Consider the following 26,384-nt stretch of genomic DNA (forward strand, 5'->3'; position numbering starts at 1 on the left):
CGGATCGGCGCCCGTCGCGCTACTCCGCCGCCGCCTCCGGTTTGGCGCCGGCGATGTTCACCAGCCATTGGATGCCGAACCGGTCGATCGCCATGCCGAAGCTGTCGCCCCACGGCGCCTTGGCGAGCGGTTCGACGACTGTTCCGCCCTCAGTGAGCTTCTCGTAGTAACCCGTCAGCTCCGCCTCGTCGTCTCCGCTGAGCGAGATGCTGATGTTGCTCCCCTGGTTCAGCTCCATGTGCGCGGGAACGTCTGCGGCCATGATCGTGAAGCCGCCCGGGGTGGTGAGCTGCGAGTGCATGATCAGGTCGTTGTCCGGCGGATCCTGCGCCATCTGGAACTCGGCGAACGTGCTGCGCTGCACCTCTCCGCCGAACACGGACTGGTAGAACTCCATGGCTTCCCGCGCCTGGGTGCGGAAGTTGAGGTACGGGTTCAGGATCGACGGCATGATGTCCTCCTCAGGAGAGCTGGTGGATAGCTCGTTCGCGGCCCAGCGTAGCCACCGGCCGAGTGGATGTGCCAGAGTCCAGACGCCCGGAAATGCAGGCGAAGGGGTCCGGTCAGCGCAGATAGGCGGCGACGAAGAGCTCCCCGCGGATCTCCCCCAGCCGTGCGACGATCCGGTCCACGAGCGTGTCCGTGATGCTGCCGGCCGTCAGATCGTACGGCCCGATCGGCTGCAGCTTGCCGCAGCGCACACGCACGACCTCCCAGCCGACCGCCCTCAGCAGGCGGTCCTTCCGCAGATCGGACGCCTCCCGAGGGCCGACGTGTTCGAGCCCGTGACGCCCCGTGGTGTCGTACTCGATGGCGACTTTCAGCTCGGGAAGGAGGATGTCGGGCCACACCTCCAGGTGCGAATGGAACGGTTTGGCGACGCGCACCGCGTTCATCCCGAGGTCGAGCTCGAACCGCTGGCCTAGACGCCGCTTCAGCTCCGGCTCCGCCGCGGAAGCCGGCGCGGGAGCCCAGCGGCTGACGAACGCCTCCCCGACCGCGACGGCGTCGGCGCCTCCGCGTGCATGTCGGCAGATCGGGCACCGCCTTCCGCCGAGGATGCGCTCGATGCTCGCCTGGTAGGAGGGATGGCCCGCCTCGCACTGCCAGGAGTGCTTCGCCGCCGTACCGTTGTCGGCGGAGACCGCCACCCGCGATCCGGGAGCCGCCATGCTGACCAGCTGTTCGCGCGTGAGCGGCTCGAGGTCGAGGCGACGGCAGAGGTAGCAGCGGTCGTCGCCCGGCTCGCTCTCGATCCGCCGCGGATCGCGGGCATGACCGCAGACGTGCACGCCGGCATCCGGGACCGCGGTCCGCACCGGACGCGGCGCCGCCGCCTCGGCGCACTCGGGACACCACGCGGACCGTCGCCGAGTCCCGCCGGGCCGCGACCGCTGCTCCTCGGGCGTCGCGACGAAGCGGTGCCCGGAGTCGCACACCCACACCAGGTACACGTCGGCGGCCGGCGGCACCTGGGTCAGCGTGATCCCGTGGTTGAGGTCGGGATGGTACTGCCGGATCAGGACCGGGTACCGCTCCCAATCGCCCCGGTACCGGCCGACGGGATACGGCACCGCGACGCCCTTCGACCACTGGCGGCGCGCCCACCACTGCTCGACGTTCTCAGGCACCCGCACATCCCTTCGCTCACCGCCAGCGTAGGCACGACCACCGTCACGCGTCGCGCACCATGCACGCGTCACAACACGAACGGAAGGAGCGCCCGGCGCTCCGCCGGGTAGTCCGGGAAGGTCGACCGGTACCACCGATGGTTGGCGACCGCCCGCGGGCCCAGGTTCGCGATCGTGTACAGGGCGAATGCCGTTCCGGCCAGCGACCACGTCGCGATCGCCCATCCCGTCCACTCGATCATCTCGCCGAGGTAGTTCGGGCTCGAGACGTAGCGGAACCCTCCGCCCTGCGGGATGCGGTACCCGTCGCCCGCGCGCTTCAGCCGCCGCAGTGTCCCGTCCGACCGCGCGTTGAGCGTGAGCCCGCCCGCGAAGAGGGCCACGCCGATCCAGAACCGCGGATCGGCCAGCCAGGCGACCGGATACGTTCCGTACTCCGAGATCCAGCGCGCATTCACCCACGCGTTGAGGGCGTTGAAGGCGATCGCGAGCGCCATGACGAGCACCGGCATCCGCGATCCCGACCGCATCAGGAAGGGATACACGAACGCGCGGTAGACGTAGTGCACCAGCCAGAGCGCGAGGAACACCAGCGGAACGAGCTGCGCGCGGCGCGAGCCGAGCAGGAAGAAGACGGCGAACAGGACGGGCGCCGGCGCCTCCATCACGATCCAGGCGACCCGTGCCGGGACCGTCGGTCCCCATCCCCCACGGCCGTGCCGCCCGCCGTAGGGTGCGACCACGAACAGCAGCGCGACGAATGTCACCAGTGCCAGCGCCAGCTCGGCGTAGACGAACCAGCGGTACGCTCCCTCAGGCATGCGGCCCAGGCTAGCCGCCGACCGCCGCCCACCCGTCGACGGCTGGTCCCGACACGCCGCTGTGTCCGCAGTGGAAACGGCGTGCCGGGACCAGTGGATGCGGTCCTACGACTGCGCGTTGGCCGCCGCGAGCAGTCCGTCGATCATCTCCGGCGTCACACCCTCGCCGGCCATCATCCCGATGCGCCCGATCGGGAACGAGCCCATCATCCGTTCCATCGAGACGCCCTCCGGCATGATCGACGCTGCGCCCTCCATCATGTCCGCCATGCCGGCCAGCGCGCCCTGCAGCATCGGGCCGGCCACGGGATGCGCGAGCACCTCCGCGAGCGACGAATCGCGCGTCAGCGGGAGCCGCAGCTCGTCGCCGACGACCGGGACCGTCGCGGACGACCGCAGGTCGCGGCTCGACGCCCCCACCTCGATCCGGTAGTCGCCCCCCTCGACGACCCACTGCTCGGCGGTCACGTGCCAGTACGCCAGGTCCTCGCGGCGCACGGTGACGACGACCTCGCGCGCCTCGCCGGCCGCGAGCTCCACCGAGGCGAACCCCTTGAGCTCGCGCGGCGCGCGCTGCACGCGCGACCCCGGCAGCGAGGTGTACACCTGGACGACCTCGCGCCCGGCCCGTCCACCGCTGTTGGCGACCGTGACGCGCACCTCGATGTCGCCGTCCGCGGTGACGGATGCGCTGGCCGCGCCATACACGAACGTCGTGTACGAGAGCCCGTGGCCGAACGGGTACTCCACCTCCAGACGCCGTGCGTCGTACCAGCGGTATCCCACGAAGAGGCCCTCGCCGTACCGGACGTGCCCCTCCTCGCCCGGGAAGTTGAGGAAGGCGGGCGTGTCCTCGATCCGGCGCGGGACGGTCTCCGTGAGCTTGCCCGACGGGTTGACGGCACCGAACAGGACGTCCGCCGTCGCCGACCCTCCGGCCTGGCCGAGCAGCCATCCCTCGAGGATCGCCGGTACGCGGCCCGCGAAGGGCAGGGTGACGACCCCGCCGTTCGAGAGCACCACGACGGTCCGCGGGTTCGCCTGGACCACCGCGTCGATCAGCGCCAGCTGGTCGGCCGGGAGGTCGATGTCGTCGCGGTCGTAGCCTTCCGACTCGAGCCGCGCCGGAAGCCCGGCGAACACGACCGCGACCTCGGCGGCGGCCGCGGCCTCGACGGCCTCGCGCTGCAGTCGCGCGGTCTCGGACGGGTCGACGTCGACCGCGAGCGAGAACCCGGGCGCGAAGGTCGCGTCCTGCGCGACGTCCCGGATGGCCGTGAGCGCGTCATCCAACCGGGTCGGCCGGATCATGGACGAACCGGCGCCCTGGTACCGGGGCTTCTGAGCGAACGCGCCGATCACGGCGATCCGCTGCCCGGCCGCGAGCGGGAGCACGGGCTCGCCGCCGTCCGCCGGGGCATCGTTCTTCAGCAGCACGATGGAACGCGCCGCCGCTTCGCGGGCGAGTGCGTGGTGCGCGTCCACGTCGAGCGGACCCTCGGCACGCGGAGTCGCCGCCCAGCGGGTCGCGAGCGTCGCGATCCGGTGGGCCGAAGCATCCAGGAGCGCCGCATCCAGTGACCCGTCGGCGACAGCGGCGACGACCTCCTGATCGGTCCGGCCGCCGGTGCCGGGCATCTCGAGATCAAGTCCCGCTCTCAATGCCGCGACCCGGTCGCCGACCGCTCCCCAGTCCGAGACGACCAGCCCTTCGAATCCCCATTCGCCGCGCAGCACGTCCGTGAGCAGCCAGCGGTTCTGCGACGCCGGCACCCCGTTGATCCGGTTGTACGAGCACATGACCGTGTGCGGCTGGGCGTCCTCGACGACGCGCTGGAACCCGCGCAGGTAGATCTCCCGCAGCGGACGCGGGTCGATGTCGGACGAGGAACGCATCCGGTCGTCCTCCTGGTTGTTCGCCGCGAAATGCTTCAGCGACGCACCGACGCCCTGCGACTGGATGCCGCGCACCAGCGCCGCGCCGAGCACGCCGGAGACGATCGGATCCTCGCTGAGGTACTCGAAGTTGCGCCCGCACAGCGGAGAGCGCTTGATGTTGATGCCGGGACCGAGGAGGACCGCGACGTCCTCGATGGACGACTCCACTCCGAGGGCCGCGCCGACGCGCCCGACCAACTCCACATCCCAGGACGAGCCCAGCGCGACGGCGGGAGGGAAGCAGGTCGCGGGGATGCTGTCACCGATGCCCAGGTGGTCGCCCTCGTCCTCCCTCTGCTTCCGCAGGCCGTGCGGCCCGTCCGTGAGCATGACGGACGGGATGCCCGCCCGCTCGACTGCTTTCGTGCGCCAGAAGCTCGCGCCGCTGGTCAGCGACGCCTTCTCCTCGACGGTGAGTCCCGAGATGGCGTCGGCGACCTCCGCCGTGATCGTGTCGGTCATGTGTTTCCTTCCGTCAGTCGACGATGTGGTGGATGGATGGTCGGTTCAACGCGTTGCCTTGATGGGCCACACGGCCAATGCCCCCAGGATGCCCAGGACGATCCCGATGGGGAAGAGCCCGGCGAATCCGAAGCTGAGGACGATCGCCCCGGCGACTCCCGGAGCGAGCGTCTGCGGGAGGGTCGCTGCGATGTTCACGATGCCGAGATCCTTCGCGAACGACTTCGCCGACGGCAGCACCTGGCTCATCAGCGCAGTGTCGACGGCCTGGAACATCCCGAATCCGAACCCGGAGACGATCGTCATGACCACCCAGGCCGTGAGGTCGTGCCACACCCACGGCAGGAGGAACGCGAGGCCCACGACGGCGGCCGACGCGAACACGAACGGCTTGCGGCGGCCGAAACGGTCGGACAGCGGTCCCGAGACGATCGTGGAGACGAGGATGCCGACCAGGCTGAGCAGACCAAGGATCGGGATCACCTGCTCCGGATGCGCGACGTGGAAGTAGTCGGTCAGCAGGTACAGCTGATATCCCGTGACCGCGAAGTAGCCGGTGTAGAGCAGCACCCGGCCGGTGAACGCCCAGAAGAAGTCCGGGTAGCGGACGGGATTGACCCAGAAGGTCTTGAGGAACTCGACGAAGGTGAACGGCTCGCGCTCGATCCTCGCGCTGGAGTGATCCGGGTTCGTGAGCAGGAACAGGCTCAGGACGATCACGGCGAACACGGCGAAGAAGATGTAGCCGACAGCGACGCTGTTGAAGAACAGCGACCCGACGATGGTGCCGCCCAGGGCTCCCACCATCAGGCCGATCCCCATGAGGGCGGCGAAGGTGCCGCGGCGCTTCAGCGGGACGCGGTCGGGCATCACCGCGGTGAGGGGTCCCTGCGCGAAGTTGTACGAGATCTGGACCAGCGTCCAGGCGATGATCACCCCGACCAGGGAGTTCGCGAACGCGAGGCCGACGAGCGACAGTCCGCCCACCAGGGAGCCGATGAGGATCCAGGGAGCCCGGCGCCCGAAGCGTGAGCGCGTCCGGTCCGAGAGCTGACCGGCGATCGGCTGCGCGACCATGGCGGAGAACGCTCCGATCGTTGCGACGATCGTGAAGTTGACGACGTGGTCGCGCTGGCCGAAGAGCAGGGTGACCTGCTGCGGCAGGAGGAAGCCGGGCACCGCTCCCCAGATCAGGTAGATGCCGATGTTCGCCGGGACGATCCATCCCATCAGGCGCCGGAGGCCCTTCAGCGGCGCGGGCGGATCGTCGCTGCCGGAGGCTGTGCCGACGAAGGTGTTCGTCGTGATCGCGTCGATCGGGTCGATCGCGTCGTCGGGTTCGGTCACCGGGTCGCCGGTGGGCACGGAGGTGTCTGACGTCATTGTCGAAGGGTTCCTCTCACCATCCACCGTGGATGGTGGCAAAACCTTACGTCATTCGGTTTTCAGAAATCAAGCGGCGTTCGGTTTATCCTCGGGGAATGGCACGACGAGGGTCCTATGCGAAGGGCGTGGCGAAACGGGACGAGATCCTGGAGGCCGCGCTGGAGGTGATCGCCCGCGAGGGATACCGCGGCGCGTCCGTCAAGGAACTCGCCGAAGCGGTCGGACTCAGCCAGGCGGGGCTGCTGCACTACTTCGACAGCAAGGACGAACTGTTCACGGCGATCCTCCGCAAGCGCGACGAGGTCGACTCGCGCCGCTTCGGGGCGATGGACGACGACGCCCCGCTGGAGCGCATCCGCGACGGCTTCGTGGATGTCGTACGCCACAACGCCGAGGTCCCGGGCCTCGTGCAGCTGTTCTCCCGGCTCGCCGTCGAGGCCGGCGACCCGGAGCACCCAGCCCACGCCTACTTCGCCGAGCGGACGGACTCCCTCCGCCGCACCTTCGCCGACGCCCTCGAGCGTCAGCAGCAGGAGGGACGGATCACCGACCGCGTGCCCGCCGAGACGCTCGCCCGCATCGTGCAGGCCCTGGCCGACGGCCTCCAGCTGCAGTGGATGCAGGACCCGTCGGTCGACATGCCGGCGACCGTGGCCTCCCTCTTCGACCTGCTCGCCCGCGAAGCCTGACGCCCGGGTTGGGGTCTCGACATTCGTCACGAATGTGCCCCTACGCGCGGCCCAACGCGACATTCGTCACGAATGTCGGCGAGCTGAGGGGTGGGCCCTGCCGGGATCGAACCGACGACATCCACGGTGTAAACGTGGCGCTCTACCAGCTGAGCTAAAGGCCCGGGTTGCCGACCAGCTTAGCCGGTCGGAAACGGAGGGGATCCGGCGCGGCGCGCCGCCGCAGGGCGGGAGACGGAGGAGGAAGAGCCGGCGAGAGTGGCGAAGCTCCTCCGTTTCCGCCGGCGGACCGGGTCACACGTGGGAGGGCAGCCGGTCCAGGGCCGCGCGGTACGCCTCGATGGAGCGGGCCTCACCCGGCGCGGTGATGAAGGAGGAGCGGATGATGCCGCGCTCGTCGATGAGGAAGGTGGCCCGGTTGGCGAACCCCTTCTCGGGAAGGAACACGCCGTACTCCTTCGCGATCTCGCCATGCGGCCAGAAATCGGCCAGCAGGGAGAACGTGTAGCCCTCCTGCTCCGCCCAGGCGCGCAGCGAGTACTTGGAGTCGACGGAGATCCCCAGCAGTTCGACGCGGTGGTCCTCGAACAGGGCCAGGTTGTCCCGCAGCGCACACAGCTCGCCGGTGCAGGTGCCCGAGAAGGCGAGCGGGAAGAAGACCAGCGCGACCGCCTTCCGACCGCGGAAGTCGCTCAGCCGCACGGTCTCGCCGTACTGGTTGAGCAGTTCGAAGTCGGGAGCCTGGGTGTCGTTCTCGAGGGCCATGGTTCGTCCTTTCACGCCGGCGCGGCGTGGCTCGACGCAGGCACGAGCACACAGCTTAGACCCGCACCGCCGGCATACCAAGCGACGTCAGCAACGGTCGTGGAGTGCGGCTAGGCTGGACGATGGTGCCCGCGCTTGTCGAGACCCGACAGCGCTCCGGCCAGTCCACGATCCATCCGACACAAGAAAGAGGTCGAGGGTGACTGTAAACGACCAGGACCCGTACTCGATGAATAACATCGATTCGGACCCGGAGGAGACCGCCGAATGGCGGGAATCCCTCGACCAACTGGTTGCGGCCCATGGCCATGAGCGTGCTCGCGAGATCATGCTCAGCCTGCTCAAGCGCTCCAAAGAACTGCACGTCGGCGTCCCGATGGTCCCGACGACGGACTACATCAACACGATCTCCCCGGAGAACGAGCCCGACTTCCCGGGCGATGAGGAGATCGAGCGCCGCTACCGCGCCTGGATCCGGTGGAACGCCGCCGTCATGGTGCACCGTTCCCAGCGTCCCGGCATCGCCGTCGGCGGCCACCTCTCCAGCTACGCCTCCAGCGCGACGCTGTTCGAGGTCGGCTTCAACCACTTCTTCCGCGGCCAGGACCACCCGGGCGGCGGCGACCAGATCTTCTTCCAGGGCCACGCCTCCCCCGGCGTCTACGCCCGCGCCTTCCTCGAGGGCCGCCTGAGCGCGGACCAGCTCGACGGCTTCCGGCAGGAGAAGTCGCACGCCGGCGGCGGGCTCTCCAGCTACCCGCACCCGCGGCTCATGCCGGAGTTCTGGCAGTTCCCGACGGTGTCGATGGGCCTCGGCCCGATCAACGCCATCTACCAGGCGCAGCTCAACAAGTACGTCACCAACCGCGGCATCAAGGACGCCTCCGACCAGCACGTCTGGGCGTTCCTCGGCGACGGCGAGATGGATGAGGTCGAGTCGCGCGGTCAGCTGCAGGTGGCGGCCAACGAGAAGCTCGACAACCTCACCTTCGTCATCAACGCGAACCTCCAGCGCCTCGACGGCCCGGTGCGCGGCAACGGCAAGATCATCCAGGAGCTCGAGAGCTTCTTCCGCGGAGCCGGCTGGAACGTCATCAAGGTGATCTGGGGCCGGGAGTGGGACGACCTGCTCGCGCGCGACACCGAGGGCGCCCTGGTGAACGTCATGAACCAGACGCCGGACGGCGACTACCAGACCTACAAGACCGAGAGCGGCGCCTACGTCCGCGAGAACTTCTTCGGACGCGACCCGCGTGCCCTGGAGCTCGTCAAGGACTTCACCGACGACCAGGTCTGGAACCTCAAGCGCGGCGGCCACGACTACCGCAAGGTGTACGCCGCCTTCAAGGCCGCCGTCGAGCACACCGGCCAGCCGACCGTCATCATCGCCAAGACCATCAAGGGCTACGGTCTTGGACCGTCGTTCGAGGGCCGCAACGCGACCCACCAGATGAAGAAGATGACGCTGGACAACCTCAAGGCGTTCCGCGACGCGATGCGCATCCCGGTCTCGGATGCGACGCTCGAGGAGAACCCGTACCTCCCGCCGTACTACAACCCGGGCGCCGAGGACGAGACGATCCGCTACCTGCACGAGCGCCGCCGCGACCTCGGCGGCTACGTGCCCGAGCGCCGTACCAAGTACACGGAGCTCAACCTCCCGGAGGACTCCGCGTACGCGATCTCGAAGAAGGGATCGGGCACGCAGGAGGTCGCCACCACCATGGCTTTCGTCCGCCTGCTGAAGGACCTGCTGCGCTCGAAGGACTTCGGCCACCGCATCGTCCCGATCATCCCGGACGAGGCCCGCACCTTCGGCATGGACGCGTTCTTCCCGAACGCGAAGATCTACAACCCGAACGGCCAGCACTACACTTCGGTCGACCGCGAGCTGCTCCTGGCCTACAAGGAGAGCCCGCAGGGCCAGATCATCCACGTGGGCATCAACGAGGCGGGCGCGGTTGCCGCGTTCACCAACGTGGGCACCTCGTACTCGACGCAGGGCGAGCCGCTCATCCCGGTCTACGTCTTCTACTCGATGTTCGGCTTCCAGCGCACCGGCGACGCCCTGTGGGCCGCCGGCGACCAGATGGCGCGCGGCTTCCTCATCGGAGCGACGGCCGGACGCACGACGCTGACCGGTGAGGGCCTCCAGCACGCCGACGGCCACTCGCCGCTCCTCGCCTCGACCAACCCGGCGGTCGTCTCGTACGATCCCGCGTACGGCTACGAGATCGGGCACATCGTCCGCGCCGGCCTCGACCGGATGTACGGCGGCACGCATCCCGACCCGAACGTCATGTACTACCTCACGGTGTACAACGAGCCGATGGTCCAGCCGGCCGAGCCGGAGCAGGTGGATGTGGACGGCATTGTCCACGGCATCCACCGGGTGAGCAGTTCGGACGTGGCCGGCCCGAAAGCCCAGCTGCTCGCATCCGGCGTCGCTGTTCCGTGGGCGCTCGAGGCGCAGCACCTGCTCGCGCAGGACTGGGGCGTGTCCGCCGACGTCTGGAGCGTCACATCGTGGGGTGAGTTGCGTCGCGATGGGCTGAAGGCCCAGGAGCACAACTTCCTCTACCCGCAGCAGGAGAAGCAGGTCCCGTACCTGACGCGCAAGCTCCAGGATGTGGACGGGCCGTTCGTCGCCGTCACCGACTACGAGCACGCCGTCCCGGACCAGATCCGGCAGTTCGTCCCGGGTGAGTACGCCACGTTGGGCGCCGACGGCTTCGGCTTCTCGGACACCCGCCCGGCGGCGCGCCGGTTCTTCAAGATCGATGGCCCGTCACTCGTGGTCCGCACCCTCGAACTGCTCGCAGACCGCGGTCAGGTGGACCCGAACGCACCGGCCTGGGCGATCGAGAAGTACCTGCTGCACGATGTCAACGCCGGGACCACGGGCAGCGCGGGCGGCGAGTCCTAACGCCCGCCGTGCCCGCCCGACCGGTGGAGAGGACGAAGCCCGAGACGCTCGCGTGGCTGCGCAAGATCTCGGGTGAGCTGGCGACGACCACGCTCAAGAGGCTCGAAGACACCCTTCCGTGGTACCGCGACATGCCACCGGGCCGGCGCAGCGCCGTCGGCCTGGTGGCGCAGGCGGGCATCTCGTCGTTCATCTCGTGGTACGACGACCCGCGCTCGACGCCCTGGATCGCCGCCGATGTGTTCGGCGCCGCCCCCCGTGAGCTGCTGCGCAGCGTCAGCCTGCAGCAGACCCTCCAGCTCATCAAGATCACCGTCGAGGTCGTCGAAGAGCGCGTGAAGTCCGCAGGCGGGGAGGACCTCCGCGAGGCGATCCTCCTCTATTCGCGCGAGATCGCCTTCGCCGCGGCGGACGTCTACGCCCGGGCCGCCGAGGCCAGAGGCCTCTGGGACGCTCGGCTGGAGGCGCTGGTCGTCGACAGCATCCTCACCGGCGAGTACGACGACGAGCTGCCCAGCCGGATCGCTGCCCTCGGCTGGCACGGCCACGGTGAGGTGAGCGTCCTCGTCGGCACCGCCCCGAAGATGCTCGACGTCGACCAGCTGCGCCGCATCGCGCGGCACATGTCGGCCGACGTGCTGATCGGCGTGCAGGGCAGCCGTCTGGTCCTGGTGATCGGCCGCGCCTGGCCCAGCACCAGCGCGCCGGAGGATGCGATCGGGACAGCGCCGCTCGTCCCGTTCCTCGAGATCGCGCAGCAGCTGGAACCCGGCTTCGGCCCCGGCCACCTGGTGCTCGGCCACGAGGTGCCGAGCCTGGTGGATGCATCCAAGAGCGCGAAGGCCGCCCTCGCCGGGTTCGCGGTGGCGAAGGCGTGGCGCAACTGCCCGCGCCCGGTCCACGCCGACGACCTGCTCCCCGAGCGCGCGCTCGCGGGCGACGGCCTCGCGCGGGCCACCCTGATCAGCCGCATCTACCGCCCGCTGCAGGCCTATTCCGCCGAGCTGCTCACCACACTGTGGTGCTACCTCGACAACGGCCGCTCGCTGGAGGCCACCGCGCGCGAGCTGTTCGTGCATCCCAACACCGTCCGGTACCGCTTGAAACGCGTCTCCGAGGTGATCGGCTGGGATGCGACCGGCGCGCGCGAAGCGCTCATCCTGCAGGCGGCCCTCATCGTCGGTTCCATCAACGAGCCCGATTCGCAACGCCGCGGCGGCTGAGTTGTAGACAACCGCACAGCATTCTCGAAATACTTCGTACCGAATCGACACATCCGCGTTGCGGAAGATTGGCAGACTGGAAACCGTGATCGTCATCGTGTGCCCGGGCCAGGGATCCCAGACCCCCGGCTTCCTCGGCCCCTGGCTCTCCGAGTCCTCGTTCCGCGATCAGCTCAGCGACATCTCGGAGGCGGTCGGCATCGACCTGGTCGCCCACGGCACGGTGAGCGACGCCGACACCATCCGGGACACGGCAGTGGCCCAGCCGCTCATCGTCTCCGCGGGGCTGCTGACGCTGTCGGCGCTGCTCGCGGACGGGCGTCGCGACCGGATCGGCGGCATCGCCGGCCACTCGGTCGGCGAACTCACCGCCGCCGCCGGAGCGGGAGTCCTCAGCGCGACGGACGCTGTCGCCTTCGTGCGCGAGCGCGGCGCGGCCATGGCCCGCGCGGCGGCCGAGACGCAGACCGGCATGAGCGCCGTGATCGGCGCGGACGAGACCGAGCTGCTCGCGCGCCTCGACGAGCTCGGCCTCTCCCCCGCCAACTACAACGGCGCCGGTCAGATCGTGGTCGCGGGCGCGGTGGATGCGCTCGCACAGCTGGCCGAGAACCCTCCGGCTCGGACACGCGTCATCCCGCTGCAGGTCGCCGGTGCGTTCCACACGCGGTACATGGCGTCCGCCGTGCCTGTCCTGGACGAGTTCGCCGCCACCCTCCCCACGAACGACCCGACGCTCCGGCTCTGGACGAACAAGGACGGCTCCGAGGTCAGCGACGGCGCCGAGTTCCTGCGCCTGCTGGTCGGCCAGGTCTCCTCGCCGGTGCGCTGGGACCTGGACATGAGGGCCTTCGAGGAGGCCGGCGTCACCGGTCTCATCGAACTCGCGCCGGCCGGCGCGCTCGTCGGCCTCGCCAAGCGCGGGCTGAAGGGCGTCCCCACTGTCGCCATCAAGACCCCCGACGACCTGCCCGCCGCCTTCGACCTCATCGACCAGGCCGCCTGAGCTGCAAGGAGCACTCCCCCGATGACACACCCCACCCTGCAGCAGTCGCACGGCCCGCAGTACACGCGCATCCTCTCGATCGGCGCGGCGCGCGGCGACCTCATCGTCCCGAACGACGACCTCGTGGGCCCGATCAACTCCTCCGACGAGTGGATCCGCCAGCGCACCGGCATCGTCACGCGCACGCGGGCGAGCAGCGACATCCTCGCCGTGGATCTCGCCACCGACGCCTCACGTGAGGCGATCCAGAAGTCCGGCGTCGACCCGAAGCTCATCGACCTGGTCATCATCGCCACGATCTCCAACGTGCAGCAGACACCCTCCATGGCTGCCGTCGTCGCCGACCGTGTCGGCGCCAACCCGGCCGCCGCCTACGACATGAACGCTGCTTGCGCCGGCTACGCGTACGGCATCGCGCAGGCCGACGCGCTGATCCGTTCGGGCGCCGCCCACTACGCCCTCGTCGTCGGCGCCGAGAAGCTCTCGGACGTCGTCGATCCGACCGACCGCACCATCTCGTTCCTGCTCGGCGACGGCGCGGGCGCGGTCGTGGTCGGCCCGAGCGACTACCCCGGCATCGCCAAGACGGTGTGGGGATCCGACGGCTCCAAGGCGGACGCGGTCGGGATGGACAACACGCTGATCGAATACCGCGACGCGGGAAAGCCGTGGCCGACCCTCCGCCAGGAGGGCCAGACGGTCTTCCGCTGGGCGGTGTGGGAGATGGCCAAGGTCGCCAAACAGGCTCTGGATGAGGCGGGCGTCTCCCCCGACCAGCTCGCCGCGTTCATCCCGCACCAGGCCAACATGCGGATCGTCGACGAGTTCGCCAAGCAGCTGAAGCTGCCGGAGACCGTGGCGATCGCCCGCGACATCGAGACGACGGGGAACACCTCCGCCGCATCCATTCCCCTCGCGACCCACCGCCTGCTCCAGGAGCGCCCGGAGCTCAGCGGCGGACTGGCGCTGCAGATCGGCTTCGGCGCCGGTCTGGTGTTCGGCGCCCAAGTTGTCGTGCTGCCCTAGACTGTTCCACGGTCAAAACGACACCCCTCACGGCCACACCCCTCAAGGAGAGAAAAACCATGGCATTGTCCACCGAAGAAGTTCTTGCCGGCCTGGCCGAGCTCATCAACGACGAGACCGGCATCGCGACCGACACGGTTGAGCTGGACAAGTCGTTCACCGACGACCTCGACATCGACTCGATCTCGATGATGACCATCGTGGTCAACGCCGAGGACAAGTTCGACGTCAAGATCCCCGACGAAGAGGTCAAGAACCTCAAGACGGTCGGCGACGCGGTGGAGTTCATCGTCAAGGCGCAGAACGCGTAAGGCTCCCCAGCCGAGAAACTTCCGCGCGGGCGGCGTACGTCTGAAGTCGCCGCCCGCGTGTTGCGCTCCAGCGAGAGCGTGTTCGTCCCCTTCACGGAGAGATGTCGTATGAGACCCAAGAAGATCGTCGTCACCGGGATGGGCGCTTCGTCGCCCCTCGGCGGCACCGCCCCCGAGAGCTGGACTGCGCTGCTCGCCGGAGTCTCCGGCACCCGGACCCTCGAGCACGAATGGGTCGCCAAGTACGAACTTCCGGTCACCTTCGCCGCCGAGGCCAAGGTGCGCCCGGAGGAGGTCCTCGAACGTCCTGTCGCGAAGCGGCTGGACCCGTCCAGCCAGTTCGCGCTGATCTCCGCCATGGAGGCGTGGGAGGACGCAGGGCGGCCTGACGTTCCCTCCGAGCGACTCGGAGTCGATTACGCCACAGGCATCGGTGGCGTGTGGACCCTGCTGGATGCGTGGGACACCCTGCGCGAACGCGGCCCACGGCGCGTGCTCCCCATGACCGTGCCGATGCTCATGCCGAACGCGGCCTCCGCCGCCGTGTCGATGCACTTCGAGGCCCGCGCGTTCGCGCGCACGGTCGCCTCCGCCTGCGCGTCGAGCACCGAGTCGCTCGTGAACGCGTACGAGCACCTGCAGGCCGGCCTCGCCGACGTCGTCATCGCGGGCGGCACGGAGTCGGCCATCCACCCGATCACGGTCGCATCGTTCTCGTCGATGCAGGCGCTCTCGCGTCGCAACGACGCCCCCGAGACGGCCTCCCGCCCCTACAGTGTCGACCGCGACGGCTTCGTCATGGGCGAAGGCGCGGCCAGTCTCGTACTCGAGACCGAGGAGCACGCACTCGCGCGCGGCGCCCGCATCTACGCCGAGCTCGCCGGCGGCGGCGTCACCGCCGACTCGTACCACATCACCGCGAACGATCCCGAGGGACGCGGGGCCAGCCGCGCCGTCCACCTCGCCCTCGACCGGGCGGGCGCCTCCCCCGACCACGTCACCCACATCAACGCGCACGCGACGAGCACGCCGGTCGGCGACCCGTCGGAGTACGTCGCCCTGCGCGAGGTGTTCGGCGAGCGGGTGCACACCATCCCGGTGTCGGCGACCAAGGCATCCACCGGTCACCTGCTGGGTGGCACCGGAGCTCTGGAGGCGGTGTTCAGCATCCTCGCGATCCGCGACCGTGTCGCGCCGCCCACGATCAACATCACCGAGATGGATCCGGCCATCCCACTGCAGGTCGTCGGCGAGCCTCAGCCGCTCGGCGACGAACCGCAGCTCGTCATCAGCAACTCGTTCGGCTTCGGCGGCCACAATGCGGTCGCCGCGTTCCGCAGCTACTGAGGCGCAGCAGTCCTCGGCGGTAGCGAGAACCGTTCCGTAGCAGAAGGCCCCGGTCGTATGACCGGGGCCTTCTGCGTGTCACCGCGTGCGGGCGGCCCAGCCGGGCCCGTCGCGGGAGTCAGGTACGACGGCGTCAGCCGACGTTGTGGAGCCAGATGACCGAGGTGTCGTCGTGGGCGTGGCGGAACGGCTCCAGCTCGTCGTCCCAGGCCTGCCCGAGCGCGAGCCGGAGCTCGCGGTGCAGCTCCAGGGCGTTGGCGCCGGCGATCTCCATGGCGTAGCGGATCCGGTCCTCCGGCACGACCATGTTGCCCGCCGTGTCCACCTGGGCGAAGAAGATCCCGAGGTCGGGAGTGTGCATCCACCGGCCGCCATCGGTACCGTGGCCGGCGTCCTCGGTGACCTCGTAGCGCAGGTGCTCCCAGCCGCGCAGGGCGGACGCGAGGCGTGCGCCGGTGCCCGGGGGGCCATCCCAGAAGAACTCGGTACGCTGCGAGCCCTTCAGCACAGGCTGTGCCTCCCAGGTGAAATTCACGGCTCGTCCGAGAGCGCGTCCTGCGGCCCACTCGATGTGGGGGCAGAGCGCGCTCGGCGAGGAGTGCACGTAGAGCGCCCCTCGAGCTGCGTGTGCCGACATGGTTCTCCTCCGTTCGTTGGTGCGTCTTCCCCTACGACCAGGAACGGATGAGTACTGCGGCGTATGAAATTGGATGCGCTCACGCGCTTGCCACGATTATGCCCGAGAACCGCGGGGAGTTACAAGATTGTGATTCGGCGATTCGCTCGCCCTGCGAACGGCAGGACGGAATAGCATACCGAGTATGTCGGTGCAGAACGGATTCCTTGCGCTCCTCACGCAGGGCGGGGCCTACGGCTCGCAGCTGCAGAGCGAGTTCCTCTGCCGGGCGGCGCACCGGCGACAGCTCAACCCCGGGCAGGTCTACTCGACGCTCGACCGGATGACCGACCAGGGTCTCGTCGCCTCCGCCGGGGCGACGGACGACGGCCTGCCGCTGTACGAGCTGACGCCGGCCGGACGGGATGCTGCGGCCGCGTGGCTGAGTCACGGTCCGGTCGACAGCCGGCCCGACTGGGACGAGATGCAGGACCAGGTGCTCATCGCCGCCTCCCTGGATGGCCGCCAGGCGCTCACGATCGTGGACGACTACCGCGCGGCGTTCGAGGAGAAGATCCGCTACCTGAGGCACGAAGCGGACTCCCGGGCCCTCCTCGCCGCCAACCGAGCTGCGGAACTGGGCGCGAAGGCCGCCATCGAATGGCTGGACGAGGTCGCGGCGATGCTCCGCGCGCATCCGACCGCCCTGGTGAAGCCGCGCTCCCCCGAGCGCCCGCGCCGCGGCCGTAAGCCCGCGGCGGAGTCCGCCGCCCGCGACTGACGCCATTCGCGACGAATCACCGTTAGTCGTCTGGCGACTTCAGGTGAACATTCGTGACGAATCACCGCTTTCCGGCGGTCAGAGTGACCATTCGTCACGAATGTGCCGCGCTAGTGGAGGAATTCGCCCTGCGTGTTGAGGACGTTCTTCTCGCCCGCCTCGATCGGCACCGAGAAGCGGTTCTGCGCCGGAGGCAGCGGGCAGTTGAAGTTGTAGCTGAACGCGCACGGCGGCAGTACCGCGAGGTTGAAGTCGAGCGTCACCGTCCCGTCCTCGTTGGGCACGACGAAGAGGAAGCGGCCCACCGAGTACGTGCTGTCCCCGTTGGTGCTGTCCGAGAACACCAGCTGGAGCGCGCGGCCCGCCTTGAACGCGGCGAGGTTGTAGTCGACGCCGTCCTTGGTGAACGTGATCTCGCCGGGGATGACCATGTCGCGCGTCGCGCCGTCGTCCTTGAGGTGCTCGAAGCCGACCGTCTTCCCGCCCTCGATCGGGGTGAAGCCCGCCGTGATGATCCACTCGGGGTTGAACGGGAACGCGTCGATGGAGCCGAACTCCTGGATCGCCTCGGAGTTCGCATCCCACACCCGCAGCGCGTAGTCGCCGTCCTCGCTGGCGATGACGAAGCCCGTCACGGTGTCGCTGAACCGGATGGCGCCCGGGTTCGGGTCGTTCTTGCCGCGAACGATCGCCGAGCCGTCGACGAGCACGTCATCCACGAAGATGTTGTCGGTCGCCTGCGCGGTGACCTTGAGGCCGGACTGCCCCTTCGGCAGCGGCGACCACAGGCCCGGAACACCCCACACCGGCTGCTCGGACTCCGGGTCGCCGGTGATCCACTGCGTGTTCACGAGAGCGAGGTTGCCCTGAGGCGCCGTGACCGCCTGTTCGCGGCGGGCGCGATAGCGCGCGAGCACGGCATCCGGGTCGGTGCGGTTGGCGTCGTCGCGTGCGGTGGCGGTGTCGGTCATGGTCTCCATCCTCGGTCAGGTACCCCGTCACAACCAACTCCGACACTCGGGCATTCCGCCCGGGATCTCATTTGGCGTCGGCGTAGCTGTCGACGACAGCGGCGGTCACCGGGAACTCGACCGGAAACCCTCCGAAGAGGAGGCGGCCGGCCTTCTTGGCGGCGGCGTGAACGGCGGCCACCACCTCCTCCGCGTGCTGCTCAGGGGTGTGGACGATAACCTCGTCGTGCAGGAAGTACACGAGATGCGGCGCTTCCGTCAGCACCGCCCCGGGCACCAGGGCCGTGAGCCGGTTGCGCAGCTCGGCCATCCAGCAGAGCGCCCATTCCGCGGCGCTCGCCTGTACGACGAAGTTGCGCGTGAAGCGGCCCCAGTCCCGGGCCTGGCTGCGCGCGCGGCGCTCGTCCGCCTCCGTCGAGTCAGGGCCGGATGCCGCCGACTGCGTCGCGTCCCAGGCCGGTCCCGGGACCGGCGAGCTCCGCCCCAGCCGGGAAGTGACCTTCTCGCCGCGCTCGCCGGCGCGGGCGGCGTCCTCCACCAGCCGGATGGCACCCGGGAAGGCGCGGGTGAGCCGCGGCATCAGGCGGCCGCTCTCCCCGGTCGTCGCGCCGTACATCGCGCCGAGCATCGCTACCTTGGCGTGCGCGCGCTCGTCGACGGCTCCGGACGCCACGATGCCCTCGTAGAGGTCCTTCCCGCGGCCCGCTGCGGCCATGGCCTCGTCGCCGGAGAGCCCGGTGAGGATGCGCGGCTCCAATTGAGCCGCATCCGCCACGACGAGCTTCCAGCCCGGGTCGGCCACGACGGCGCTCCGGACCTGCTTCGGCAGCTGCAGCGCGCCGCCTCCGCGCGTGGCCCACCGACCGGTCACCACACCGCCGGGGATGTAGTCCGGGCGGAAGCGGCCGTCGCGGATCCAGGCGTCGAGCCACGCCCATCCATTCGCCGTGAGCAGGCGCGACAGCTTCTTGTAGCGCAGCAGGGGCTCGATGACGGGATGCTCGAGCTTCCGGAGCTCCCAGGAGCGGGTGGAGACCGCCATCACGCCCGCGCGCTGCAGGGCTTTGAGGACCTCGGGCGGGCTGTCCGGGTTCAGGTCGGGCGCATCCAGGTGCTCGCGGAGCTCGCGCGCGAGCGTCTCGAGCACCGCGGGCCGGCCATACGCGGGGCGTGGGCCGAGAAGCTCGGTGAGGAGCTCGTCGTGTCGGTCGGCGCGGTACGGCAGCCCGGCGTGCTGGAGCTCTGCGGCGATGAGCGCGCCGGCGGACTCCGCGGCGAGCAGGAGGCGCAGGCGTCCGGGATCCGCGCTCGCAGCGATGGCCTCCTCCTGCGCGAGGAGTTCCGTGCGACCGGACGGCCGTTCGGCGGCCAGCGTGCCCCCGGGCTGCTCGAGGTCGAAAAGGGCGGTGTGAGCGGTGGGCGATTGCTCCAGCTCGGGCTGGAGGGCCACATCCCAGGGGCCCGGTTCCGCCGTCGCCAGCCGGGTGCGGGCCGTCAGCGTGGAGTTGCGGAGGATGACGTGGCACAGCCGCAGGTCGACGCAGCGCTCGACCCGCACGCCGGCGGCCAGGAGCGCGGCATACCACGCGCTCGTGTCGTCCCACACCCAGCGCGGGCGTTCGTCGCCGGCCTCCTGGGCCTCGACGAAAGCGGGCAGCTCGTCGAGGGCGATGTCCGCCGAGCGCTCGGCTCGTTGGTCGGCCCCCGCCTCCGCGAAACGGCCCGGATCGAGCCAGGTCGCCCGAACGACTCCGCGGTCGGGCCGCTCGAGGAGGATGTGCACCCTCCTATTGTCCGTGCTGCCGCTGACACCCGAATTGGATGCTTGCGCAGGACATCCCGGTGATCGACAATGCGATCAACGACGATGCCGACCCGAAAGGCATGATCGACGATGACTGTATATCTGCACGACAGTCGGGGCGCGTGGATCGCGTTCCGCACCGACCCTGGAGCCCGGGATGTGTTCAATCCCGAGGGCGACTGGATCGGCTGGCTCCCCTGGGGCGACGACGACGTCGTCACCCCGGACGGCGAGTACCTGGGAACCATCCGCGGCGACCGGCTCTTCGCAGAGAGCAGCTGGCGGTACCGAGGAGATCCCGGCTACCCCGGCGCGCCCGCGTACCCTGGCGCCGCTGCGTATCCCGGCGCCGCCTCCTACACGGGCGTCCCCGGCGGCTACGACGACGTCCCCACTGCGCTCCTGCGCCCGCGCGTCCCCTCCTGACGCCGCGGGGTCAGTCGGAGAGAGCGGTCAGGCGCGCCCGGAGTTGCGGCCAGGAAGCGGCGAAGCCGGGATGAAGCGGGAGTCCGGTGACCTCCGGGACCGCGACCCAGCGCAGTTCGATGCTCTCGACGTCCGCCATGTGCGGCTCGAAGGGACGGATGGCCTGAGCCACCACGGTGGTGTACGACCAGAATCCGAGATCGAGCACGCTCTCGAACAGCACCCGCACGTCCTCGGGCGGGACGGCCGCCTCCTCCGCAGCCTCCCGCAGAGCCCCCTCCACCGCGGTCTCGTCGGCATGCCGGGCGCCGCCCGGCAATCCCCACGTCCCCCCGAAATGGCTCCAGTCGGCGCGATGCTGCAGCAGGACGCCGCGACGCAGGTCGTGGACGAGCAGCCCGGCCGCGCCGAACCGGCCCCAGAACCGCTGGCCGTCCGGCCCCTCCACCCACGCGTCTCCTGAGTCCACATCTCCACGTTAGTCGCCGATCCCGCGCTCCCGTGCGGAGGTGACGCCCGGCGTCGTGAGGTGGCAGTCTGGGGCCATGCCCGTCCGCAGCGCCGCCCTGCTCCTGTACCGCCGCCGTGCCGGGGTGGAGGTGTGGATCGCCCACATGGGCGGCCCGTTCTGGGCGCGGAAGGACGAGGGCGCCTGGTCGTTGCCGAAGGGACTCGTGGAGTCGGACGACCTCGGCGACGAGCTGGTCGCCGCACAACGGGAGTTCGCCGAAGAGATCGGCACCGCCGCCCCGGATGCGGACTACGTGCCGCTCGGCGAGTTCCGCGGATCGGGGAAGACGATCGTCGTCTTCGCCGCCGAGACCGAGTTCCAGCCGGATGCGGTGCAGAGCAACACCTTCGAGCTGGAGTGGCCCCCGCGATCGGGGCGGATGCAGCAGTTTCCCGAGATCGACGACGCCCGCTGGTTCACCGTGGATGAGGCCCGCACAAAGCTGACGAAGGCGCAGCGGCCCATTGTGGATGCGCTGGTCGCACACCTCGCGGAGAACACGGAAACCCACTAGCGCGCACAGCGGTCCAGCGCCGTATGGTTGGCCTCACCGGGGGTGGAACCCGAAGGAGGGACTGTGGCGAAGAGCAAAGCCGAGAAGGTGGCGGAGAAGGCGCTGGTCTCGGCGCGAGTCGCGGTCGGCGAAGCCGAGAAGGCCGTCAAGAAGCTCGACAAGAAGACCCGCCGAGAGGCCGAAGACCTCGCCGACCGGCTGCAGCGAGCGGCGAAGGATGCGAAGAGGGCCGTCCGGAGGGCCAAGAAGACCGCAGCGGATGCTCGCGTGTCGGCGAAGCAGCTGATGGACCACGTGGATGCGCCCGCGTCGAGCACGGGCATCCCTACGTTCCGGGAACTGCGCGACCGAGCGAAGGACCGCGGCATCCAAGGCTATTCACGGATGAACAAGGCCCAGCTGCTGCACGCGCTGGGCGAAGGCTGACGCGACGCCGGCGCGGACGGGATCGGCGTCCGCGCCGGCAGCTGAGGCGCTTGGATCGTCGGGGCCGGACTCGGCGCCGAGTGTCAGGGGCGCGAGCCGGTGCCGTCGTCGAAGCGCGGCGCGTCATGCCCGGCGGCGTGCCGTGGCGTGCCATCGGGAGCCGTGGTCGCGTCCGGTGCCGTCGTTCCGCCGGGTGTCGTTCCGGCCGCCGTGGTCCCGCCCGGCGTAGCCGTGGTCCCCGGCGTTGCCGCGGTCGCATCGCGCGGACCGTCGTCGATCCGGTTGCCGTGCCGGTCGGTCCGGACATCCGGGTCGACGTCGTCGGCCTTGCGCCGAGCCTCCTCCGACTCCGATCGCGCGGCAGCGGCGGCGGACTCGCGATCCCCCGCCTCGCGTCGCAGTCGCTCCGCATCCACTTCGGCCTGCTTGGCGTCCGCTGCGGCACGTGCGGCCTTCGCTTCGCGCTCGCGCGCCTCGAGCTCGGATTGAGCGGCCGTCTGCCGCATCTCCTCCGCGCGGTGGCGGTCCGCTTCACGCTTGCGGTTGCGGCCCACCGTGAGGGCGAGGATCACGACCACGACGATCACGACCACCACGACGATGAGAACAATCCATCCGGTTGTGTTCATGCCGCCTCACGGTACCCCTGACGCCCGGAATCGCTAGGGGATTGAACCATCCCGCGCGGCGAGGATGTCCCCGCCTCCAGCGGACATCACCTCCGTATGGCGCTCGATCCAGTCGACGACCTCGATGAACGGGAACCGATTTTAGCAACCGCCCGGATGAACTTCGTATTCGATCATTTGGAGAGCGCATCGAGCAGATCGGCGTCCTCATCCATGATCCGCTGAAAGATGGCACGCGTTCGCGCGCTCTTGTCAGCCTTCGCTGCTCGCTCTTCGATGGCCAGCTTCACGATCTCCGTCTTCGTCCGGCGCTCTTCCTGTGAAAGTGCCTCCAGCAATGCCTCATGAGCAGCATCGAGTCGCAAGTTCATCGCCATGATTCCTCCTGAAGTCGTGTCGGAGCGTAACCCTATGGTACCAACTGGTACCACCCTCTCGCCAGGGCATCTGGGCACCGCTAGGTGATCGATCCATCTGGCTGACGGACGGGGCCCGTGTGCAGGGGGACGACCCAGTGCTCGTCGCTGTAGTCGTCCTTGTAGACAGCGAGCCGGGTGAACCCGACGACGGAGCGCCAGGCATCCCCGAAGCGGAACCGGCTGGACCCGGATTCGTGACCTTCGCTCAGCACGACGGGAACCTCGACGACCCGGATTCCCTGCTGCTCAGCGGCCAGGACCAACTCGGTCGTCCACATCAACCCCGACTCGCGGGAGACCATCGCCAGGGAACGGCACCAGTCGCCGTCGGCCCAGATCGTGCCCTGGCTGTCTCCCACCGTGGATTGCAGCAGTGCTTCCCGCAGGAATCGGAAGACGCGGGACTGCACCCCGCGACGCCAGGAACGGCGCACCTGGGAGTCGGGATGCGCCTTCGAGCCGATCGCCACCGTGACCTCTGCCGGCAGTCGCTCGAACTGTTCCATGTCGGACAACCCGAACGGCAGATCGTCCGCCGTCAGCAGCACGCGTCGTCCCCGGCTGCTCAGCACTCCCGTGCGGAGCGCCTCCCCCAGTCCGGGCTCCGACTGGCGCAGCACGAGCGCAGCGGCCGCCGTCCAGGACTCCTTCGCGTCTTCCAGTACCTGCCAGGTGTCGTCGGTCGAGCCGTTCTCCACGACGATGATCTCGTCCTCGGAAGAGAGCACCGCCGACAGCGTCGCCAGGGTACCGCCGAGGACGGCGGAGCCGTTGCGCGTCGGCACGATCACGCTGAGTCGCACCGAGGACTCCGCCTGCGGCTCCGATGGCAGGACACGAGTGCTCAGCCGGTTACGCTCCGACGCCCGCACGTGCGCCGGCATGGAGGTCAGGGACCAGACCAATCCGCCGAGCGCGATCGCGACGAGGATGCTCAGCCCGGCAGTGAGTTCGGAGTAGTAGTACAGGAACGGCATCACGAGCACCGGCGGGACCAGACCGAGCAGGATCGTCGGAACGGTGACGGTGACCGCCGCGCCGAGATGCCTCCGCTGCGGTGCACGCCGCATCAGCGCCAGCACGAGTCCCACCAGGATGAAGGCGAGCATGGCGCCGAAATGCTTTACCACGTAGAGGAACTTCGCGAAGTACAACTGCGCGGCGATGAGCGGATGCGCGCTCACTTCGTCCAGATAGAGCTTCTGGATGATCAGGTCGTACTGGTCGCTCGCGATGACCACCTTGGGGTCGATCGCACGCGCCTTGTCCCAGGCGAACTCATCGGACCACTTGATCCCGAAGGGCGAACGCTGCCCCGTGATCGGCTGCGGATACGCGAGACCCAGGTAGAGCGGGTGCCAGGTGCCGTGCGACGCCGGCAACTCCGCCATGCTCTGACCGGTGGTCGCGCTGCGGGCGGCGTTGAGCCCGGACATGGTGGCGTTCTGCAGGCCGAAAGTCAGGGCGATCGCTGTCAGCGCAGCGCCGATCCCGACCAGCCAACGCCATTTCTTGCGTGCGTGAAGCCACCACAGCACGCCGACCGCTGCCGCGATACCCATCCCGGAGAGGGAGCGGGCGAGGTCGCCGATGGAAGCGAGCACAACGATGCCGCAGCTCACCGCGATCAGCGCACCGATCCGCAGGCGGAACGTGCAGAACAGCACGATCAGGGACAGCGAAAGGAAGGCGATGGAGGCGGCGATCCCGTAGAGGGCATAGACACGGGTCGTGCTCACAGAGTCCGAGAGGCCGTATTCGGTGCCCGCGAGGATCGTGCCGTTGTTCAGCAGCCACATCAGGGGTGGGAGCAGCACCACGGCATACCCGGCACGTGCACGCTTGAAGATGCGCGCAACCGCGGTGGGCAGCCAGAGGAGCGGAAGAGCGACAAGGAGGGCTTCCGCAAGACCCAGCCCCGGGTAGGGCGACCCGGAATGCGTGACCAGATTCATCAGACTGGCAATGATGTACGCGCCGGGGTCGTCGTCCCAGGCCGCGGACACCCACGGGCCGGGGCCTGCCACCTGCGTGTACTTCGAGCCCGAGTTCACCGCCTTGATCAGAAGCGTGCCGGTCTGCCGGAAGGCGTCGTACGTCGCCTGCAGCTCGTGGGCTCGTGCCGAATGCCAGGGCAGGGCCGGCATGTGGATGACGACGACGAACGAGAGGACGCTGAGCACGACCCCGACCAGGATGAGGAAAATGCTGGTGGACCGGGGCCACAAGCGGTTCGCCGCGCCGGAGCGAATGCGGTCGGACATGCGTGTTGCGTGATCCTCGTGATGGTCGTGGCCGAACGGGCGGTTTCGGGCGGTCGACAGTAGCGCCGTGCGCTCTCGCGGGAGTCTATCAGCGCCGCCCGCCGCCGGTTCATTCACGCGGCGACGACCCGACGAGTCCAGGGCGTGCCGCCGAAGCGTCCACGCGGCGAGTCCGTCGGAGCTCCACCACGATGCCGATCACGACCAGAGATGCTCCGATGACGCACGTGCACAGGACGATCGCGGCAACCGACTGGTGCACCCAGAACGAGACCACGACGACCTGCACAACCAGCGCGCACCCCGTCAGGATCCCGAGCGACCGTGCTCGCGAGGAGAATCCTGCGTAGAGAATCACCTGCAGGACTGCGAACAGGCTGCCCTCCAGTGCGAACAGCCAGGCGAGCGCGGCGAATCCAGCGTATTTGTCACCGCCGATCAACCACACGAGCGGGCCTCCCAGAACGGCGGTACCGACGGTGGCGACAGCCCCGATTGCTGCCGATGCGCCGACCGCGAGCTCGAACGCGTGCCGCAGCGTACCGGCCGACATCTTAGGGAAGAACACCGTGATGACTGCATACGGGAGGAAGAAGGCGATCTTGGCGACCAGCGATCCGAGCGCGTATTCTCCTGACGCCTCCCCGTCGAGAAAGATACGGGCGAGGAGCAGATCGGTGTTCGAGAGGGCATAGAGGGCCACGAGGGATCCCGTGGTCGCCGCGAATTCCCGACCCAACCGCGCAGTGAGCCGCCGCCGGGGGCGCGAGGGACCGGCGATGAGGATCGCCACCACTGTTCCTGCCAGAGTTCCGGCAAGGATCCCCAGGCAGGCGGAGGTCACCTCGGGCCGGATGACAAGCGCCACCACTCCGCCCGCTGCCCGGAGGCAGCCGATCGCCGCATAGGCGAAGCCGTAATGCCGGTGACGTTCATCGCCCTGGACAAGCCCCAGCGCACCGAATCCCGTCACAGAGGCGGCGACGGCCAGGAAGGTGAGGACCACGGCCGCGAGAGGGACATCGAGCAAGATCGCCAGCGGCCACGAGACGACGAGTCCGCCGACCGCGATCACGGCAGTGAGCCGCACGCCGAGGCCGACGATCGCGGCGCGCTCCTCCTCAACGCCCGTGCCGCTCGCTGCGATCCGGCGGGCGGCGACCGCCTGCACGCCGAGTGCGAGCGTGCCGCCGATGATCGAGATGCTCAGCAGAGCGCCGAGCGCACCGTACTGGGGCACGCTCATCCACCGCGCGGCGAACATCGATAGGAGGTAAGACGCGCCGTTCGCGAGCATGGTCGCCGCACCGACGAGCAGAATGCCGCCCGCGATGGTGCGCCGGGTCTCATTCACCCGAGGACTCTACCAGCGCAAGGAACTGTCTCCGATTGGGCTGGGCGCTCCTGCGTAGGGCGGACGGGACTTGAACCCGTGACCGAGGAATTATGAGTTCCCTGCTCTGACCAGCTGAGCTACCGCCCCGATCGCGCT

At 69.1% G+C, this 26,384-nt stretch carries 25 protein-coding genes and 2 tRNA genes; 11 read left to right on the plus strand and 16 right to left on the minus strand.

Going from position 1 to position 26,384, the window contains the following annotated elements:
• Positions 1-19: 19 nt before the first annotated feature.
• The 5 genes from ACPYOG_RS05890 to ACPYOG_RS05910 form a co-directional block, all read right to left on the minus strand.
• Positions 20-451, minus strand: coding sequence for a VOC family protein (locus tag ACPYOG_RS05890; RefSeq protein WP_481293318.1), 432 nt, complete (start codon positions 449-451; stop codon positions 20-22).
• A 112-nt stretch (positions 452-563) separates the two neighbouring features.
• On the minus strand, positions 564-1,631 hold the full coding sequence (locus tag ACPYOG_RS05895) for a zinc-ribbon domain-containing protein (RefSeq protein WP_481293319.1): 1,068 nt from the start codon (positions 1,629-1,631) through the stop codon (positions 564-566).
• A 68-nt stretch (positions 1,632-1,699) separates the two neighbouring features.
• Positions 1,700-2,452, minus strand: a complete 753-nt coding sequence (locus tag ACPYOG_RS05900; RefSeq protein ID WP_481293320.1) for a phosphatidylethanolamine N-methyltransferase family domain-containing protein — start codon at positions 2,450-2,452, stop codon at positions 1,700-1,702.
• 105 nt (positions 2,453-2,557) lie between these two features.
• A complete protein-coding gene (locus ACPYOG_RS05905; protein WP_481293321.1) occupies positions 2,558-4,852 on the minus strand; it encodes a glycoside hydrolase family 3 C-terminal domain-containing protein in 2,295 nt (764 codons plus the stop codon).
• Between the two features lie 45 nt (positions 4,853-4,897).
• On the minus strand, positions 4,898-6,235 hold the full coding sequence (locus ACPYOG_RS05910; RefSeq protein ID WP_481293322.1) for an MFS transporter: 1,338 nt from the start codon (positions 6,233-6,235) through the stop codon (positions 4,898-4,900).
• Between the two features lie 98 nt (positions 6,236-6,333).
• Here ACPYOG_RS05910 and ACPYOG_RS05915 point away from each other — a divergent pair, with 98 nt between their 5' ends.
• Entirely contained in the window at positions 6,334-6,927 is a 594-nt protein-coding gene (locus ACPYOG_RS05915; protein WP_481293323.1) for a TetR/AcrR family transcriptional regulator, read from the plus strand.
• 91 nt (positions 6,928-7,018) lie between these two features.
• On the opposite strand, the gene ACPYOG_RS05920 is transcribed toward ACPYOG_RS05915, so the two are convergent.
• A tRNA-Val gene (locus ACPYOG_RS05920) sits at positions 7,019-7,091 on the minus strand.
• A 130-nt stretch (positions 7,092-7,221) separates the two neighbouring features.
• A complete protein-coding gene (locus ACPYOG_RS05925) occupies positions 7,222-7,692 on the minus strand; it encodes a peroxiredoxin (RefSeq protein ID WP_481293324.1) in 471 nt (156 codons plus the stop codon).
• Between the two features lie 199 nt (positions 7,693-7,891).
• On the opposite strand from ACPYOG_RS05925, the gene aceE reads away from it, so the two are divergent.
• The 6 genes from aceE (at position 7,892) to ACPYOG_RS05955 (ending at position 15,531) form a co-directional block, all read left to right on the plus strand.
• A complete protein-coding gene (gene aceE / locus ACPYOG_RS05930) occupies positions 7,892-10,618 on the plus strand; it encodes a pyruvate dehydrogenase (acetyl-transferring), homodimeric type (RefSeq protein WP_481293325.1) in 2,727 nt (908 codons plus the stop codon).
• Positions 10,619-10,626: 8 nt separating this feature from the next.
• A complete protein-coding gene (locus ACPYOG_RS05935; RefSeq protein WP_090037057.1) occupies positions 10,627-11,841 on the plus strand; it encodes a PucR family transcriptional regulator in 1,215 nt (404 codons plus the stop codon).
• An 85-nt stretch (positions 11,842-11,926) separates the two neighbouring features.
• Positions 11,927-12,847: an ACP S-malonyltransferase gene (locus tag ACPYOG_RS05940; RefSeq protein ID WP_481293326.1), complete on the plus strand. Its 921-nt coding sequence runs from the start codon at positions 11,927-11,929 to the stop codon at positions 12,845-12,847.
• A 21-nt stretch (positions 12,848-12,868) separates the two neighbouring features.
• Positions 12,869-13,873 (plus strand): beta-ketoacyl-ACP synthase III, encoded by a 1,005-nt coding sequence (locus ACPYOG_RS05945; protein WP_481293327.1) that lies wholly within the window; start codon positions 12,869-12,871, stop codon positions 13,871-13,873.
• 59 nt (positions 13,874-13,932) lie between these two features.
• Positions 13,933-14,184, plus strand: coding sequence for an acyl carrier protein (locus ACPYOG_RS05950; RefSeq protein ID WP_018190963.1), 252 nt, complete (start codon positions 13,933-13,935; stop codon positions 14,182-14,184).
• Positions 14,185-14,292: 108 nt separating this feature from the next.
• Complete coding sequence (locus ACPYOG_RS05955; RefSeq protein ID WP_481293328.1) at positions 14,293-15,531, plus strand: beta-ketoacyl-[acyl-carrier-protein] synthase family protein; 1,239 nt, start codon at positions 14,293-14,295, stop codon at positions 15,529-15,531.
• A gap of 133 nt (positions 15,532-15,664) precedes the next feature.
• On the opposite strand, the gene ACPYOG_RS05960 is transcribed toward ACPYOG_RS05955, so the two are convergent.
• On the minus strand, positions 15,665-16,168 hold the full coding sequence (locus ACPYOG_RS05960) for a DUF3145 domain-containing protein (RefSeq protein WP_481293329.1): 504 nt from the start codon (positions 16,166-16,168) through the stop codon (positions 15,665-15,667).
• 184 nt (positions 16,169-16,352) lie between these two features.
• On the opposite strand from ACPYOG_RS05960, the gene ACPYOG_RS05965 reads away from it, so the two are divergent.
• Positions 16,353-16,928 carry a PadR family transcriptional regulator gene (locus ACPYOG_RS05965; protein WP_481293330.1) on the plus strand — a complete coding sequence of 192 codons (576 nt, stop codon included), beginning with the start codon at positions 16,353-16,355 and terminating at the stop codon, positions 16,926-16,928.
• Between the two features lie 110 nt (positions 16,929-17,038).
• On the opposite strand, the gene ACPYOG_RS05970 is transcribed toward ACPYOG_RS05965, so the two are convergent.
• Both ACPYOG_RS05970 and ACPYOG_RS05975 read right to left on the minus strand, forming a co-directional pair.
• Positions 17,039-17,899: a DUF1684 domain-containing protein gene (locus ACPYOG_RS05970; protein ID WP_481293331.1), complete on the minus strand. Its 861-nt coding sequence runs from the start codon at positions 17,897-17,899 to the stop codon at positions 17,039-17,041.
• Between the two features lie 67 nt (positions 17,900-17,966).
• A complete protein-coding gene (locus ACPYOG_RS05975; RefSeq protein ID WP_481293332.1) occupies positions 17,967-19,682 on the minus strand; it encodes a bifunctional 3'-5' exonuclease/DNA polymerase in 1,716 nt (571 codons plus the stop codon).
• Between the two features lie 111 nt (positions 19,683-19,793).
• Here ACPYOG_RS05975 and ACPYOG_RS05980 point away from each other — a divergent pair, with 111 nt between their 5' ends.
• On the plus strand, positions 19,794-20,129 hold the full coding sequence (locus ACPYOG_RS05980; protein WP_481293333.1) for a hypothetical protein: 336 nt from the start codon (positions 19,794-19,796) through the stop codon (positions 20,127-20,129).
• Between the two features lie 10 nt (positions 20,130-20,139).
• Here ACPYOG_RS05980 and ACPYOG_RS05985 read toward each other — a convergent pair whose 3' ends face one another.
• Complete coding sequence (locus ACPYOG_RS05985) at positions 20,140-20,598, minus strand: NUDIX domain-containing protein (protein WP_481293334.1); 459 nt, start codon at positions 20,596-20,598, stop codon at positions 20,140-20,142.
• Positions 20,599-20,674: 76 nt separating this feature from the next.
• Here ACPYOG_RS05985 and ACPYOG_RS05990 point away from each other — a divergent pair, with 76 nt between their 5' ends.
• Together ACPYOG_RS05990 and ACPYOG_RS05995 are read left to right on the plus strand one after the other, a co-directional pair.
• Positions 20,675-21,154 carry an NUDIX hydrolase gene (locus tag ACPYOG_RS05990; protein WP_481293335.1) on the plus strand — a complete coding sequence of 160 codons (480 nt, stop codon included), beginning with the start codon at positions 20,675-20,677 and terminating at the stop codon, positions 21,152-21,154.
• Between the two features lie 63 nt (positions 21,155-21,217).
• Positions 21,218-21,580: a hypothetical protein gene (locus tag ACPYOG_RS05995; protein WP_481293336.1), complete on the plus strand. Its 363-nt coding sequence runs from the start codon at positions 21,218-21,220 to the stop codon at positions 21,578-21,580.
• 83 nt (positions 21,581-21,663) lie between these two features.
• Here ACPYOG_RS05995 and ACPYOG_RS06000 read toward each other — a convergent pair whose 3' ends face one another.
• The 5 genes from ACPYOG_RS06000 to ACPYOG_RS06020 form a co-directional block, all read right to left on the minus strand.
• Positions 21,664-22,209: a hypothetical protein gene (locus ACPYOG_RS06000; RefSeq protein WP_481293337.1), complete on the minus strand. Its 546-nt coding sequence runs from the start codon at positions 22,207-22,209 to the stop codon at positions 21,664-21,666.
• 173 nt (positions 22,210-22,382) lie between these two features.
• Positions 22,383-22,586: a hypothetical protein gene (locus tag ACPYOG_RS06005; RefSeq protein WP_481293338.1), complete on the minus strand. Its 204-nt coding sequence runs from the start codon at positions 22,584-22,586 to the stop codon at positions 22,383-22,385.
• Positions 22,587-22,666: 80 nt separating this feature from the next.
• Positions 22,667-24,892 (minus strand): glycosyltransferase, encoded by a 2,226-nt coding sequence (locus ACPYOG_RS06010; protein WP_481293339.1) that lies wholly within the window; start codon positions 24,890-24,892, stop codon positions 22,667-22,669.
• A gap of 109 nt (positions 24,893-25,001) precedes the next feature.
• Positions 25,002-26,246 (minus strand): MATE family efflux transporter, encoded by a 1,245-nt coding sequence (locus ACPYOG_RS06015; protein ID WP_481293340.1) that lies wholly within the window; start codon positions 26,244-26,246, stop codon positions 25,002-25,004.
• 55 nt (positions 26,247-26,301) lie between these two features.
• Positions 26,302-26,375 (minus strand) — tRNA-Ile (locus ACPYOG_RS06020).
• Between the last annotated feature and the right edge of the window lie 9 nt (positions 26,376-26,384).

This window comes from Leifsonia sp. HAY1-4F, from assembly GCF_056755275.1.